Origin of the sequence: Parabacteroides sp. AF14-59, from assembly GCF_003479515.1 — a bacterium.
In the GTDB taxonomy this organism is placed as follows: Bacteria; Bacteroidota; Bacteroidia; order Bacteroidales; family Tannerellaceae; genus Parabacteroides; species Parabacteroides faecis.
The window spans coordinates 108383-124606 of the sequence record NZ_QUHH01000015.1 but is presented as its reverse complement, the minus strand read 5'-3'; the positions used below and the strand labels follow the sequence as shown (position 1 = coordinate 124606).

13 protein-coding genes are annotated in these 16224 nt (G+C 41.9%); 10 read left to right on the top strand and 3 right to left on the bottom strand.

Translation table 11 applies throughout. From position 1 onward, the window contains the following. Positions 1-15: 15 nt before the first annotated feature. From DWW23_RS16510 to DWW23_RS16495, 4 genes are read left to right on the top strand one after another with little or no spacing between them, the layout of a single operon-like run. Entirely contained in the window at positions 16-1395 is a 1380-nt protein-coding gene (locus DWW23_RS16510; protein WP_122354379.1) for a S8 family serine peptidase, read from the top strand. Next, positions 1376-2719, top strand: a complete 1344-nt coding sequence (gene xseA, locus DWW23_RS16505; RefSeq protein ID WP_122354378.1) for an exodeoxyribonuclease VII large subunit — start codon at positions 1376-1378, stop codon at positions 2717-2719. Before DWW23_RS16510 ends, xseA begins: the two co-directional genes overlap by 20 nt. Positions 2720-2732: 13 nt before the next feature. Beyond that, positions 2733-2930 carry an exodeoxyribonuclease VII small subunit gene (xseB, locus tag DWW23_RS16500; RefSeq protein ID WP_122354377.1) on the top strand — a complete coding sequence of 66 codons (198 nt, stop codon included), beginning with the start codon at positions 2733-2735 and terminating at the stop codon, positions 2928-2930. Next, complete coding sequence (locus DWW23_RS16495; protein ID WP_122354376.1) at positions 2930-3631, top strand: 2-C-methyl-D-erythritol 4-phosphate cytidylyltransferase; 702 nt, start codon at positions 2930-2932, stop codon at positions 3629-3631. Before xseB ends, DWW23_RS16495 begins: the two co-directional genes overlap by 1 nt. 17 nt (positions 3632-3648) lie before the next feature. Here DWW23_RS16495 and DWW23_RS16490 read toward each other — a convergent pair whose 3' ends face one another. Continuing rightward, positions 3649-6375, bottom strand: coding sequence for a family 78 glycoside hydrolase catalytic domain (locus tag DWW23_RS16490; protein ID WP_122354375.1), 2727 nt, complete (start codon positions 6373-6375; stop codon positions 3649-3651). A 1002-nt stretch (positions 6376-7377) separates the two neighbouring features. Between DWW23_RS16490 and DWW23_RS16485 the strand changes: the two genes are divergently transcribed. The 4 genes from DWW23_RS16485 (at position 7378) to DWW23_RS16475 (ending at position 10765) form a co-directional block, all read left to right on the top strand. After that, on the top strand, positions 7378-8997 hold the full coding sequence (locus tag DWW23_RS16485) for a hypothetical protein (protein WP_122354374.1): 1620 nt from the start codon (positions 7378-7380) through the stop codon (positions 8995-8997). Between the two features lie 197 nt (positions 8998-9194). Next, positions 9195-9401 (top strand): hypothetical protein, encoded by a 207-nt coding sequence (locus tag DWW23_RS26390; RefSeq protein ID WP_147382625.1) that lies wholly within the window; start codon positions 9195-9197, stop codon positions 9399-9401. A 64-nt stretch (positions 9402-9465) separates the two neighbouring features. After that, positions 9466-10155, top strand: coding sequence for a porin family protein (locus tag DWW23_RS16480; RefSeq protein WP_122354373.1), 690 nt, complete (start codon positions 9466-9468; stop codon positions 10153-10155). A 148-nt stretch (positions 10156-10303) separates the two neighbouring features. Then, complete coding sequence (locus tag DWW23_RS16475) at positions 10304-10765, top strand: hypothetical protein (protein ID WP_122354402.1); 462 nt, start codon at positions 10304-10306, stop codon at positions 10763-10765. 66 nt (positions 10766-10831) lie between these two features. Here the strand turns inward: DWW23_RS16475 and DWW23_RS16470 are convergent, their stop codons facing one another. Then, positions 10832-11377, bottom strand: coding sequence for a hypothetical protein (locus DWW23_RS16470; RefSeq protein ID WP_147382624.1), 546 nt, complete (start codon positions 11375-11377; stop codon positions 10832-10834). Positions 11378-11489: 112 nt separating this feature from the next. Continuing rightward, complete coding sequence (locus DWW23_RS16465; protein WP_122354371.1) at positions 11490-12560, bottom strand: pilus assembly protein N-terminal domain-containing protein; 1071 nt, start codon at positions 12558-12560, stop codon at positions 11490-11492. Positions 12561-12894: 334 nt separating this feature from the next. Here DWW23_RS16465 and DWW23_RS16460 point away from each other — a divergent pair, with 334 nt between their 5' ends. Both DWW23_RS16460 and recG read left to right on the top strand, forming a co-directional pair. Next, on the top strand, positions 12895-13920 hold the full coding sequence (locus DWW23_RS16460) for a YhcG family protein (protein ID WP_370449287.1): 1026 nt from the start codon (positions 12895-12897) through the stop codon (positions 13918-13920). 15 nt (positions 13921-13935) lie between these two features. Beyond that, positions 13936-16032 (top strand): ATP-dependent DNA helicase RecG, encoded by a 2097-nt coding sequence (gene recG / locus DWW23_RS16455; protein ID WP_122354369.1) that lies wholly within the window; start codon positions 13936-13938, stop codon positions 16030-16032. The last annotated feature ends 192 nt before the right edge of the window (positions 16033-16224 follow it).

Below are 16224 nucleotides of genomic sequence, written 5' to 3'. Positions count from 1 at the left end.
GAGTTATATGTTCCCATGAAAAAATATATAGGACTGTTTGTTTTGTTATGCTGCTTTTCTTCGTGGCTCACTGCCGGAGAAAGTTATTGTTTTCGTGTTTACCTGAAAGATAAAGGCGATTCCGGATTTTCTGTAGACGAACCGGAAGCATTCCTGTCGAAAGAATCCATACAACGGCGTAAAAAGTCGGGAACCCCTGTTACTGTTTCCGATCTTCCTATTGCCCGGGCTTATCTGGATACATTGGCTGCTACCGGGGGAGAACCGGTAGTGCAGAGCAAATGGCTTTCCACTGTGGTTGTCGCCAGTAAGGACAGTACTGTTGCCGACCGGCTCAAAGGGCTGGCAATGGTCGATTCGGTAAAATGGGTCTGGAAAGGAAGCAATGATGTTGTTCCGGCCCAGGAAGACGATCAGGAGATACGCCTTGTTCCATCCGATACGCCTCTGAAAGAAAAATACGGATATGCGGAAAACCAGATCAAAATGTTGAACGGTGTCAAATTGCATGAAGCCGGATTCAGGGGAGAAGGAATGCGTGTTGCGGTGATCGACGCCGGTTTCCAGAATGTCGACCGTATCTGTGTATTCGATTCCCTGCAACTGATCGGGACGCACAATGTGATTTATCCCGGACGTAGCGTTTATGAAGCTGATGATCACGGGACGAAAGTATTATCCTGTATGGCTGCCAATATGCCCGGTATAATGGTGGGAACAGCCCCTAAAGCGTCTTATTTGCTGATCAAGAGTGAAGACAGCGATTCGGAATATCCGATAGAAGAAGATTATTGGGCGGCGGCCGTCGAATATGCCGATAGCGTGGGAGTGGATGTGATCTCTTCTTCATTAGGTTATTTTGCTTTCGATGCGGACGAGTTATCTTACGACCAGGCTGCCCTCGACGGGAAGAGTTCGCTGATCAGCCAGGCCGCCCATCTGGCTGGCCAGAAAGGTATCCTGATGTTCTGTAGCGCAGGAAATGAAGGCAACGGTAGCTGGGGGAAGATCACCTTTCCTTCGGATGCTTCGGATATCCTGACGGTAGGATCTGTCACGGAAGAAAAGAAAAAGAGTGTTTTCAGTTCCGTCGGTTTTACAGCCGATTATCGTGTGAAACCGGATGTTGTCGCGTTGGGGTCGGGCAGTTGTGTGATCGATCCGCAGGGAAATATACGGTATGCCAGCGGAACATCCTTTGCGACCCCTATATTGGCAGGGATGGGTGTCTGCTTGTGGCAGGCATTGCCCGGATTAAGCAACAAAGAGATCATAGCCTTATTGCAGGAGGTATCGAGCCAGGCCAAACGCCCTGATGCTGAACTGGGATATGGCATTCCGAATATATATAAAGCCTATAAGAAAGGAACGCAATATGCCAGGGCTGAACATTAATCCGGAGTATACGGGAAATGAACGCAGGGAGTTCTCTTTGCTGGAACTGAATAATCTGGTTCACGTCGCTGTCAGTGAAGCATTTCCAGGTACCTGCTGGGTACGGGCGGAAATGAGCGATGTGCGGACAAATGCATCTTCCGGGCATTGTTATCTGGAGTTCATCGAGAAGAATCCGGTAACCGGACAACTGGTAGCCAAAGCACGCGGCTCGATATGGGCAAAGACGTTCCGGATGCTGAAACCTTATTTCGAGATGGAGACTGGACAATTGTTTGCTTCCGGGTTGAAAGTGTTGGTAAAAGTATCCGTCGAGTTCCATGAGTTATACGGATACAGCCTGACAGTGCTGGATATCGATCCGGCCTATACGTTGGGGGATATGTTGCGGAAGCGGATGGAGATCATCCGCCAGTTGAAGGAAGAAGGCGTGTTTACGCTGAATAAGGAATTACCGTTCCCTGTCCTGCCGAAACGTATTGCCGTCGTTACTTCACCTACGGCTGCCGGTTATGAGGATTTCCTAAATCAGCTGGGGGGTAATAAAGCCGGTTATTCCTTCTATACAAAACTATTCCCTGCGCTGATGCAGGGAGAAAGGACGGAAGAGTCGGTTATTGCTGCACTCGACCGTATTTATCATCATATCGACTGTTTTGATGTGGTCGTGATCATCCGCGGGGGTGGTTCCACATCGGATCTGAATAGTTTCGATTCCTATCTGCTGGCGGCTAACTGTGCCCAGTTTCCGCTACCTGTGATAACCGGTATCGGGCATGAGCGCGATGATACCATTCTCGATATGGTTGCCCATACACGGATGAAAACGCCTACAGCAGTGGCAGAGTTCCTGATCGGCCGTATGGATGCCGCCGCTGAAGAACTGGAAGAACTTCAACAGGATGTCTGCGAACTGGCTAATAATATACTGCTGAAGCAGAAGAATTTTCTGCAATTACTGGGCGCGCGTCTGCCGGTGATCGTAACGAACCGGATCGAACGTAACCGGTCATTCCTGCAAATGGTCGGAAATAAGCTGCCGGCGTCTGCTTCTGCCATGTTGCTTCGCCGTCGTTCGGCATTGGAAAGTATGCAGATGCAATTGCAGAACCGTGTAACTTCCCGTTTGGCGGAAGATGCCCGTTTTATCCAACTGACAGAGCAGTTTATCAAAATGGCTTCTCCCGACTATGTACTGAAACGGGGATACAGCCTGGCCCTGAAAGATGGTAAAATCATCAAACATGCAACCGAGTTGAGTTCCGGTGACGAGCTGGTCACGCGGTTTGCGGATGGTGAGGTGAAGAGTATCGTTAAAAAATAAATCATTCAGAAATATGACAAAGAAAGAGGAAACATACAATGAAGCGGTTGAAAAACTGCGGAAGATCGTTGCCGATATAGAGAACGGCGAATTGGATGTGGATATACTCTCCGAGAAAGTGAAGGAGGCAACCCGTTTAATCAAGCTGTGTAAAGAGAAACTGTATAAGGTGGATGAAGATGTAAAAAAGGTTTTGGAGGAATTGGAGTGATGCGTAAATATGTATTGATCGTAGCCGGGGGAAAAGGACTCCGGATGGGAGGGGATCTGCCTAAGCAGTTTATCCCGCTGGAAGGGAAACCCATCCTGATGCATACATTGGACACATTTCACCGTTGGGATGCTTCGGCAGAATTGATACTGGTTCTCCCCGAAGATCATCAACCTTATTGGAATATGCTTTGCCGGGAGATCGGGTGTAAAGCACCTCACCGGATAGCGAATGGCGGCGAGACCCGTTTTCATTCCGTCCGGAACGGATTGCAGTTCCTTTCGGAAGAAATTGGAAATACATCCGGGAGGAATGAAAAAGCCCTGGTTGCAGTGCACGACGGCGTACGCCCGTTTGTCTCTTCCGAAGTGATCGGCAGCTGTTTTGCGGAAGCAGAACAAAGTGGGGCGGCAATCCCAGTGTTGCCTATGATCGATTCATTGCGCGAGACGGACGGAAACGAGTCGCATCCGGTAGATCGCGGACGGTATGTTGCGGTACAGACACCACAGGTTTTTCGCAGTGACATATTATTAAAAGCATACGAGCAGCCTTTTACCCCCCTTTTCACGGATGATGCATCTGTTGTTGAGGCTGCCGGGATATCGGTTCAGCTGGTTCCCGGAAATCGTGAGAATATCAAGCTAACGACACCGTTCGATTTGCTGATAGCAGAAGCGTTATTTTCTTCTGTAAAGTAAAAAGAGGGGTTTCTTTTTTAATCCGTTTCAAAGCTATATTTTCCGGATGGCACTTCCATAACAGCATATCCATCCTGTATACCTTTAAAACTGATTCCTTTTACTTTATTGATAGCATTATCGCTCTCTTTCACTATTTTTCCGGAAATAAGGGGAAGATAAACCGTGGCATGACTTCCGACCGGAACTTCCACATTCATTTTGAAACTCTTCTCCTGTTTTTTCCAGTCTACGCCGGCAACGCCATACGGAGTGCGGGTTGAATAAGTTGCATAAGAAATAGCTTCGGGAGGGCACGGTTTGATGATGATATGTTTGTAGCCGACTTCCTTCTGATCAGTGTTCAAACCCGCCAGTTTCCGGTAAAACCAGGTGAAACCGCCGCCGAACATCGGATGATTCCGGGAATTGTTACCGTTCCATTCCTCCCAGGTGGTAGTGGCACCCTGGGAAATCCACCAGCCGTAACCGGGCATGTCTTTTTTATCCATGGCTTCATAAGCCAGTTCATTCATCCCGTTGTCTGCCAGTGTCTCAAAAAAGAATTGAGTACCGAAAATACCAGTGTATAAGTGTCCGTTATGGGCACGCACTTCTTCCCGTACCGTTTCCTGTACATCTTTCTTTACTTCATCCGGAACTCCCATCACCAGAGCGAAGATATTGCTGCCTGAAGGACCATACGTTTTAGTCTCCGGATTATAAAAACGTTTGTGGAAAGCCTGCCGTGTTTTCTCTGCCAGAGCGGAGAAAAGGCTTGCATCCTTTTTCTCTCCCAGTGCTGATGCCGCTTTTGCCGTAAGATCGGCACAACGCCAGAGATAGAATGTATGAACCAGGTCTTTCGGAGGGAATCCGTCTGCCGGGCACCATTCTCCCAGGTTGTGCCATTCGCTGACGTTTCCGTTGCTTTTTATCTGCGAAAGCATGATGCCGTCGGAATCTACCCAGGTTTGCATGTACCGGAGCTGTTCTTTCATTCCGGTATAATTGGCAGCCAGCAAATCTTTATCAGCATAATGCTGATAAAACTCCCACGGCATAATGTTCATAGCAGCTCCCCATGCCACGCCGCCTCCGCAGCCGGGTTGCCAGGGTGCACCGTTCGGAACATAACCGGTCGCTTTGTTCTGGGCAAGCAATATGTCTTTGATCCATTTGGTATATAAAGCTGCGGCATCATAATTATGCATGACGGTGACGCAAGCCACCTGTCCGTCGCCGGTATAGGCGGAACGCTCCCGATGGGGACAGTCGCTGATAATACTGCCGTGCGAGTTGTCTGTCAGGCTTCGTCTCCATATCTTATTGATCTGGTTGAAAAGCGGGTTTGAGCAGTCGAAATGTCCGGTCGTCTCAAGCTCCGTATATACAGCTTCCGCTGTCAGGTTATTTTCCCGGAGTTCACCCGGCCAGTTGATAATCTCTGCTTCCCGGAAGACAAACCAGGTAAAGCGGGCGGCATACGATTCCGGTCCGTCTCCTTTCATCGTATAAGAGTTGGAACCGTTCGGCGATTCACAGATATAACGGATTTCCACTTTCCGGCCGGCTTCTCCCTGCATATTATGCAGATGTACCCAGCCGGATATTTCTTCCCCGAAATCGACTTTGTAATTCCCGTTTTCCAGTCGTGTGATCTTTTTCGGTTTCAAGACTTCCATAACCTTGTCGGAATGAGACATCTGTGCCTGTAGTTCACCTTCCGGCGCTTTCCGTACGACGGCAGACTCCCATCCGTTAGCCGGTTTGTCCGGTGAGCACCAATCCGGCTGTTCCAGCCGGGCGTCATAATGTTCTCCCTGGTAAATTCCATCTAAGATAATGGCGCTACGGGATACTTTCCAGGATGTGTCCGATGTGATGACCTCCTCGCTGCCGTCGGTGTAGCCGATATGTAACTGTGCGATCAGGCGTGGCGATCCGTAGGGCATCGTCCAGCTTAGCGCCGCATTATAGAAGCCGTTGCCTAACAGGCAGCCGAGTGCATTTTTACCTTGTTTTAATGCTTCTTTCAGGTCGTAGCAGAGATAGAGTACATTATAGCCTTTGAAATTATCGTCGAGGGTCACACGGGTCACATCTAGGTCGTCCCGTTTCCCATAATTGGTCTGGTTGGGAACCAGAACGTCGTTGCCGACTTTTTCTCCGTTCAGATATAATTCAAAATAACCCAATCCGCTGATATAGATTTTTGCTGAAGCTATTTCTTTGGAAACGGTAAAATCTTTTCGGAAGAGTGGGGCAGGAGGAAGTGTTTTGTCTGCCGATTTTGCCGTGGCTTCTTCGCCTTGCCAGGGAGCACCGATCCATTGCGCTTTCCATTCATCGGCATTCAGCAATCCCATATTCCAGCAGGCAGGTTCACTCCAGTCCGATATTTTTCCATTGGCATCCCAAACGCGGACTTGCCACCAGCATTCCTGTCTCGATTGTAACGGCTTTCCTTCGTAACGAAGCAGAAAGGACTGGCTACTTTTTTTCTTACCACTGTCCCAAAGGTCGGCCTGTTCCTTTTTCAGTTTATCGGCCGATGAAGCAACCCGTATCTGATAGGCGGTCTGCTGTTGTCCTCGTTCACCGGGAGCGGCTGTATTGATCCACGACAACCGGGGATGCCGGGCATCTATAACGGAGGGATCGACCAGGTATTCGCAGGTGAGCCTGACAGGGGTAAGAGTTGCATTTGCTGTCAAAACAAAAAGAAATGACAAAAGAATTGAAATACCGGATTTAAGTTTCATATCGACAAAGTTTAGTTCTAGATGGATTGCGACAAATGTATATGATTTTTGTCGATGCTCAAATAGCGAACCTGTACTTGTGTCAGATTTGACAAGAAAATTGTCAAAATCCAAAACTATACCGACTGTCGATAAGGGGGCAAGGTTTGTGCCGATAGGCAAAGAGTATCATACATTTTGTATGATACAAAATGTATGATGTTCGTGATTTTATGGTATCGAGTATATGACTTATTTCTTTCTTGTTGGCTTGAATTGACTTTTTGATAGTATACCTAAGAATATATACTTAATAAACCAGGTTCTAAGGTTTGTCAGTATTTGTGTCCAATTTTGAGAATAGAAATATCAAAATGTAAAATGAACTCTTTTGTCTGTGGCTTGTATGTATCTTTTATGGAGAGTGGAGCTTTTTATTCATCTTACACGATGTTTATGAATATCGTTATTTTGATATTTGTTGGATGATTGTTGCTTTATGAATCGTTTTTTTATGATTATGTGGAAGAGGGAATGAAGATGTTTTATATTCGTGTGAATTTGTTGTTTTGTTTTTGTTGGTGTTGTTACTCTTTCTAGAAAAAAAATCTGTTCTAAAGCAGGTGTTTTAACGTGAAAAAGTGATTAAAAACAGAGTTACTCATCTGTAATTAACAAAAATTTAGCCTTAAATAAAGTCCCATTTCGTTTAAAAGGGAAAATATTTCGTTTTAAACGAGATTGAAATTTGCTTTAAACGAAGGTAGAGAATTGCTATTGATATGTCTAATGTTAATTTATGTGTTTATTCTTCTTCTGGTTCATCTGTTTTGTGTAAGATGGTTGATATCGGAAGCATATAAAAGGAAGCATTATGGTTTTATTTTATAGTAATGTGTGTCTTGTTGATATTTCAATGAATGTATTTTAGTTGGATTTTTTGTGTTGAAAATACTTTTGCAAATTTGTGTGTATGGCTTTTTATTCGGATATTGCATTTCAAAACAGCACACAAGTATTGATATGAAAAACGCTATACTACTATTTATTCTTTTCTGTTTGTTCTTTTCATGTAAAAGTAACAATGAGATCAGTATAAAGATAAAGGAAGCGGAAGAGTTGATCCGGATTGAACAACCGGATAGCGCTTTTTCTCTTTTAGAAAGCATTACTAATCCGGATGTGCTGAATGATAAAATCTTTGCTCATTTCTGTTTGATCTATGCCGGTTTATCCGAACAGTTAGGTGAGGATATGCCGTTTGTCCCTCAAATGGAGAGGGCAAATACTTATTACGAAAAACATGGTTCGCAAGAAGAAAAGATGAATTGCCTGTTGTATTTGGGAATGTCCTATGAGGAGGAGACCGATTTTGAGTGGGCTATGAAATCTTATTTACAAGCGGTAGAGATAGCGAAAAATGCGAAAAAATATTTGCTGGTCGGGAAATTGTATAATAAAATTGCCGGATTACATGATTATGATGATAATTACGATGAGGCACAGCATTTTCACCAATTATCCGGAGAGTATTATCTAAAGGGAGGAGATAGCCTGAATTATATTTATTCGATTCGTGATATCGGGTGGATTCATACATTAAAAGAAGAGTATGGAGAGGCTTCGGAATCTTTTTTTAAAGCCTATCGGTTGGCATTGAATATGAATGATTCATTATTGCTAAGTTCTATGACTAATCGTTTAGGGGTTAACTATAATGAATTGGGTAATTATTCATTGGCAGAAAAATACTTATTTCAATCGATTGCTTATGATAAAGCAGGTAGTGCTCCTACCTATTTGGCTTTGGCTGATTTATATACACGAAAAAAGGAATACGGAAAGGCACGGGAGTATATAGAAATGGCTTCTAAATATCGTACTCCGAAGCGTAAATTGACAGGCGGTCTGTTGTATCGATCATATATATTGGAAAAAGAACTGGGAAATTATTCTTTATCATTGAGTTATTATGAACAGTACGTTAATTATGTAGATTCTATATCGGATTTACAAGCTCGGATGGATGTTCTAAAAGTAGAAAGAAGATATGACTATGCAAATTTATTGAATGATAATAATGAGTTGCAAATTAGGAATCAGGATATTTTTATTATTTGCATTTTGTTGTTATTGGTGAGTCTGTCTTTGTTTGTATTATATAAATACAGAGTTGCTTTAAAAAATAAATATATACTTAACCAACAAAAAAAAATCACGGCTGCAAACCAGACCTTGCAAGAAAAGGAATTTGCGGTAGAAGGATTGAGTGCCGATATTTTAAATATCAGGGAAAATATATTGAAGAGTTCTGCTGTCTATAAAAAAATAATTAAAAACTCTCAATCGGTGGAAGATGCTAAAAAGTATTCGTTAACAGATCAGGAATGGTTGGCGCTAAAAGAAATATTTAAAACTACTTATTTGTTCTTTATCGATAACTTACAAAATAGCTTTTCAAATCTAACTGAAGATGAGATACGTTTTTGCTGTTTGCTGAAAATTGGATTAAACAGTCAGCAATTATCTATTCTTTTAAATATCCAGCCTACTTCTGTCAGCCATAAACGTTATCGTATCATGAAGAAAGGCAAATTAGAAAATACCAATACAACGTTAGAAGAGTTTATTTTCGGCTTGTGATTTGATGCTTCGAAAAGGGTAATTTGATACTTCATACATATGTTTTTATATGTATTAGATATTTTGATCTTTGATTATTAGTACTTTATTCAGATATTGAGTATTTGTTCCCATACATATCCTTTGATAGATTTCGGCCTTCTGTTTAAGATTAGACCTGTACCTTTGCCCCTGAAATTTTAATCTTGATAGTGAATATGAATAGATCGATATTAGTCGTATTGTTGTTGTGTATAATGGCTTCCGGTTTTGCTAAAAAGGAAATTGTTTTAAAAGATCAGTTCAGGTCTCCGCAACCTCTTATAGAGGTTTTTATTGATGAGGAGAGTAGAGAATTGACATTGGACTTGAAGAACGGTGAAGAATATATCAAAGTTATTATAACTGATTTTCCCGGTAAATAGTATATGTAATAAAGTGAAAATTGGAATCGATTGGTTTGTAAATTATAGTTTAACATAAAAGGTTATGAAGATATTTTTCTGTATAATTTCTATTTGTATATTGAATTTTACATCACTGCATTCACAACTATCTGTATCACCCAATGTGGGGTTTAATATTTCTTCTTTATCCGGTATTGAGTCTTCTCAGTCTTTTATCTCTTATAATGTAGGAGTGTCTGCTTTGTATAATTTTTCTTCCTTTTGGGGATTAGAAAGTGGAATTTATATTACTCAAAAAGGGGCTAATAATATAAAAGGAACTATAAACATATCAGAATATCCGATAAATGCCGATTTGGTATCTATGGATTTGAAAACAACATATATGAAAATACCTTTGATGTTGTCGATAGGTCATTCTTTGTATAAAGACTTATCTATCCGGTTAAAAAGCGGGCCTTATTTTTCTTATGGACTTTCAGGGAAAGGTTCTATAGGGCGACTGGATAATACTTATAAGGCAGGTATAAGGCCTTTTGAATCTATCTCCTTTGAGACATCCTCTTATGGAAGAAAGGTTTTCCCCGGTATGAATCGCTGGGATATTGGTTGTAGTTTTAATATAGAATTAGTTATGTATGATTTACAAATAGGAGTATTGTATGATTTGGGAATTTCCAAATTATCAGATTTTTTTCCTATTAGAGGTGCTGATGATTTAAAAAACAGAACATGGAGTGTATATGTAGCCTATAAACTTCCTTTTCGTTGAATATGTGTATTCTTATATTATTTCTTTTTCTTCTGGTGATAATGAGTTGTCATACACAATTGAGAGGTAGTTTACTGATAGGGATAAATCTTCGATTGTAATATATCTGTATTTATCCCGTTTACACTTTGTAAATAAATGAATTATGATGAAAAAGTCATTAGTATTAATTGTTATTGCATTGTTCTCTGCTTTTAATCATGTGCAGGCCGCTGATATAGAGGCACGTACTGGAATAATGGGAGGAGATGTATGGGGGCTTCATGCGGGAGCCTATATAAATTTTCCGCAATCAGCGTTATTTTCAATTCAGACTGGAGTGCTGCTGCATACGGCAAATAGATCGGCTATCGGTAATTCGAATACATGGGATATTGATTTTAATATCCCGGTTTATGCATCATTCCATATTCCATTAAGGGAAAAGGCAAATCTTCGTTTGAATGGAGGTGCTTATTTCGGTACGGGTTCGGAAGTTCAGGTAGGCGCCACGGCAGAAGTCGGAGTCGAAATGAAAAAAGTTTTTATGGGTGTCAACTGCTTTCAGAATTGTATAAATGAACAGGAGTTTCTGTTTGGAATATCTGTCGGATACAAATTTAAGTTATAAAAAAGCAGAGTATCTTACTGAAAATGTGAGATACTCAGCTTTTTTCTATATAATATTAATGTATTGTTATTCGTAGCTTTGTTGTGAATAAACTTCGAGCTTATGTTGCTTGCCGAGTTCTACAATTTTCCCGTAACTCGGTTGACTTGAAGTTTTTTCTTCTCTTTTAAGCATATACGTTAACGTGTATTTGCGGTATCCGTTTTCGGTGGATGTCATTAGCTGTTCGGAATATTCCTTGCGCCATTGAGCAAAATCATTCTCCAACAGGTTTAATTTGTCTTCGATCTGATCCTTGTATTGGTTAAAGACAGTCAGAGCCTGCGAATCTGCATCTTTTTCCGCATCTTCTTTTGTTTCTCCTTTTCCTGTGACTTCCCATTGTGAATAATCTGCAAATGTGTTATTGATTTGTATCCTGACATTTTCCATCTTCTTGTCGATGGCGATAAGTGCCGGATCTGAATCACCTGTAGATTCTTTGCCTGTATAATCAACCAATAGAGAATAGGTATAGGTTACTTTCGTTTCATCAGAATCATTGCTGCAACCGTTAAAAAAAGTCAGTGTAAATAATAGATAGGTAATAATACCAGAAATACTCTTTTTCATATAATCAGAATCTTTTGCTTTATGAGGGGCAAAGTTATGAAAAATGTTGAAAAACTTGTACTTCTGAAAGAATTGAATGTAATACCCATAAATGATAACTGATAAATTTACATCATGGCCGGGCAGGTTCTGCATAAATTGCATATTGGGATCCATCTTCAAGCATCAACAAAACGAAATTGACACGTTCGGTCACCCAAATGGCACAAGGATAGTCATTGGGGTATTTTTTCTGTTCCGAAAACAGCTCGTCATACAGTTTGAATATCTTCTGCTTTTCCTTTTGATCGTCATACGTAGGCTGGGAATAGAGTTTGCAGAAATAGTCGTAAAGCTCGTTGTAGCTTTGGATATTGTCCTCGTTGGAAACTTTCACTTCAACGGACGGAACAGTACCGTTCAGGCCGGATGTAACCATCAGGTCGGGGCTGCTGCCAAGTACATCGGCATATAATGTCCATGCCTGTGAGGTTTTTGTAATATCTGTCCAGTTATAACCCAAAAAATCCTTGTCATCAGTGACCGTTATATCAAGTGAGTCACGGGAAACCACCTTGTTCTCTTTCCATGCGGTCAGGTAGGCTTTATACTCGCCGGGAAATTTGAAACAGTGTCCCCATCCCATACTCAGATGGTCTTCATGGTAACCTTCATCTGCTTTGTGATAGAATACCTGATAACTGCCGTTCTGTTCCTTTACCGTCCAGACTATTGAATCGCAAACGGCATCGAGTTCTTTTAATAGTATCGGTTGTGTCCCTTCATTATAGATATAAAAATCCATAAGATCGAAAATGTTTCCTTTGGACTGTTTTACGGCGATCCGCGGCATCGGATATTCTGTTACTTTCACCTTTATTGTGGCTGATTCTCCTGTTTCATGGTCGGTAACGATAATGCTGGTTTCGCCTTTCTGCTTGCCTGTGATTTCGATGGCAGCAGTGAAATTATCATGACTGCCCCATTTGTAAGCGGCATCGATCAGTTCAGGATCGGCTATATCCAGTGTCGTGTTTTCATTGGAAATCAAATTGATTGAACTGCTGCGTCCTTGCATCACTTCACACGTGTTTTCGGATAATTCTAAGCGATATGCCGGTTCCGTGTTGTCTTCGTCATTGCAACAAACGAAACTGATTGTACATATGAATAGTAATAGTCCGAATAGATTCTTTGTTTTCATTGTATATTCTTTATGATTCTGTGTATATTTCTGAATGTCTTTTGTACGTCATTCACATGCATAAATTATTATATTTCTTTTTTGTAAGGTTGTAAATGTAGAAAATTAATTCGAGAACTTGCGTGAGGCTTAATTTTTTTATTCCTGAAGATTTGTTCAAAAACGTAATATCAATAATACGATAGCTGATAAATTTGCATGGTGACCATAAAAATAATAAATTCGCTGTCTAAATAGGCAGCATGCTGTACTATAGAGGAAATCCGTAAAGAATATGAAAGGTTCAGAGATGTCAAATCCGCAAGCAGTAGAGGTTTTATACGATAAAATCTCAATGTTAATAGAGTCAACCCGTAGACAACTAGCTACAACTATAAATGTAGCTATGGTGTATACCAACTATGAAATAGGACGTTATATTGTGGAAGAAGAACAGCAGGGTGCTTTTCGGGCGGAATATGGTAAAGCAACATTGAAAGAACTGTCTAATAGACTTTCACAACAATTTGGAAATGGATATTCTTACCCGAATTTGAAGAGAATCAGGCAGTTTTATGTGACTTACTCAAATAAGCTCAACAGTGTTGAGCCAATTGAAATGAACATTTTATCAGGACAAGTTGCTCAGTTTACTCTTAGTTGGTCGCATTATCTTATTCTTATGCGGATAGAAAATCCTGATGAACGAAGTTTTTATGAAATAGAATGTGGCAAGCAGAATTGGAGTGTGCGGCAATTGAGCAGACAAATTGGGTCAAGTTTGTATGAACGGTTAGCATTAAGCCGAAACAAGAACGAAGTAATGCGTTTGGCAATAGATGGGCAAACATTAGAAAAATCATCTGATATAATAAAGAATCCATTGACTTTGGAATTTCTAGGGTTGAAAATAGATGCTGCTTATAGTGAAAGTAAGCTTGAAAATGCTATCATAGGGAAATTACAAGACTTTCTATTGGAGTTAGGGAAAGGCTTTTTATTTGAGGCGCGTCAGAAGCGTTTTACTTTTAATGAGCAACATTTCTTTGTCGATTTGGTTTTTTATAATCGGTTGTTGCAGTGCTATGTTCTTATAGATCTGAAAGTTGATAAATTAACACATCAGGATTTAGGGCAAATGCAGATGTATGTTAATTTCTTTGATCGTTATGTAAAGATGGCTTTTGAGAAACCGACAATTGGTATTTTACTTTGTCAGGAGAAAAATGATGCTTTAGTCAAACTCACTTTACCCGAGAATGCCAATATTTATGCAACGGAGTATGCATTGTATCTTCCGAATAAAAATCTGTTACAGAGTAAGTTGAAGGAATGGATTGATGAGTTTGAGAATAAAGATGATGCCAATTATGTTTTGTGAATTATGTAGACAGATATGCTTGATTTAGACAGACGATCCCTTATGTATCTGCCGGGTGTAGGCCCGAAGAAAGCGGAGATATTACGGAAAGAGGCCGGGATATCTTCGTATGAGGATTTGTTGTTTTATTTCCCATATAAATATATTGATCGCAGCCGGTTTTATAAGGTTTCCGAAATAACAGGGAACATGCCTTATATCCAGTTGAAAGGACGTATCCTGTATTATGACACGGTGGGAGAAGGGCGGGCCCGGCGATTGGTGGCAAAGTTTACCGATGGTACCGGAACGATCGACCTGGTCTGGTTTAAAGGTCTTAATTATGTGACTGATAAATATAAGACGGGGACTGAATATATCGTTTTCGGGAAACCCACCGAATTCGGGCACATCTACAATATTCCCCACCCCGATATCGACCCGGTGGATCAGGCAGACCAGGTGGCAGCCGGCCTGACACCTTTTTATAATACCTCGGAGAAGATGAAGAAATCGTTCCTCAATTCGAGGGCGATCCAAAATCTGCAATATACCTTGTTAAGTTCGTTGAACTGGAATCTGCCTGAAACGTTACCGGCCGATGTCTTGTCGCGTATTCGGATGATGCCGTTGAATGAAGCGATCCGCAATGTCCATTTCCCTGAATCGACAGAGAAGCTGAGGCTGGCACAGCTGCGCCTGAAATTCGACGAACTCTTTTTTATACAATTGAATATTCTCCGTACCGCCAGCTTGCGTAAGTTGAAATTGAAAGGGATCGTTTTTCCTACTGTCGGAGATTATTTCAATACGTTTTATAAAGACTATCTCCCGTTTGAACTGACCGGCGCACAAAAACGGGTGGTAAAGGAGATCCGTGCCGATATGGGAAGCGGACGGCAGATGAATCGCCTGTTGCAGGGAGATGTGGGAAGCGGAAAGACATTGGTCGCATTGCTTTCTATGCTGCTGGCTGTCGATAACCATTGCCAGGCATGTATGATGGCTCCGACAGAAATACTGGCTACCCAGCATTATGCCACTGTCATGGAGTTTCTGAAAGATATGGATATCCGCGTCGCGTTACTGACCGGATCGACAAAAAAGAAAGAACGTAACGCAATACTGCCGGCTATAGCTAGCGGCGAAATACAGATCGTAATCGGTACACATGCCCTGATCGAAGAGACGGTTGTTTTCTCTTCACTGGGATTGGCTATTATCGATGAACAACACCGTTTCGGCGTAGAACAGCGTGCCCGTTTGTGGAAGAAGAATGCTATTGTGCCTCACGTATTGGTGATGACGGCAACCCCGATTCCCCGGACGCTCGCCATGACATTATACGGCGACCTGGATGTTTCCGTTATCGACGAACTGCCTCCGGGACGTAAGCCGATCCAGACCGTGCATCGCTACGACAATAAAAAGGCCCAGCTGTACGATTTTCTTCGGAAGGAAATTCAGTTGGGACGCCAGGTATATGTGGTGTATCCGCTGATCGAAGGAAGTGAGAAGCTGGATTATAAGAATCTGGAAGATGGGTTCGAAACCTTTAAAGAGGTTTTCCCCGAATATAAGGTCTGTATGGTACATGGGAAAATGAAAGCGGCGGATAAGGAGACGGAGATGCAAAAATTCATAACCGGAGAAGCTCAGATCCTGATGGCTACCACTGTTATCGAGGTGGGAGTGAATGTCCCGAATGCCTCTGTGATGGTGATCGAGAGTGCCGAACGTTTCGGATTGTCGCAGCTACACCAGCTGCGTGGCAGGGTCGGACGCGGTGCGGAACAATCCTACTGTATCCTGGTCTCTTCTTATAAACTAAGTAATGATACCCGTAAACGCCTGGAAATAATGGTGAACAGTAATAACGGATTTGAGATAGCCGAGGCTGACCTCCGCCTCCGGGGACATGGCGACCTGGAAGGGACACAGCAGAGCGGAGAGGGGCTCGACCTGAAAATTGCAAACCTGGCAGCCGATGGGCAGATACTTCAATATGCCCGTGATATTGCGCTGGAAGTTCTTGACAAAGATCCTGAGTTACTGTCCGAACCTAACCGGATTTTGAACGAAAGGTTAAAAACGCTTTTTGCAAGAAAGATAAACTGGGGAATGATTAGTTGATATGTTGTGAAACATGTTTTCTTCTAAGTGGTTGTTTTTCAGTGAAATTCAATCGTGGTTTTGAATTTCTTCACTTTCATTGCGGAAATTTTTCCGGATTGAATTTTGTCAACTTGCTCAAAATAACGAACTTTGGTCGATTTGAAAAAAATAGGGTCTGTTTCAGGGCCTGTTTTACTCCTGGATTCCATT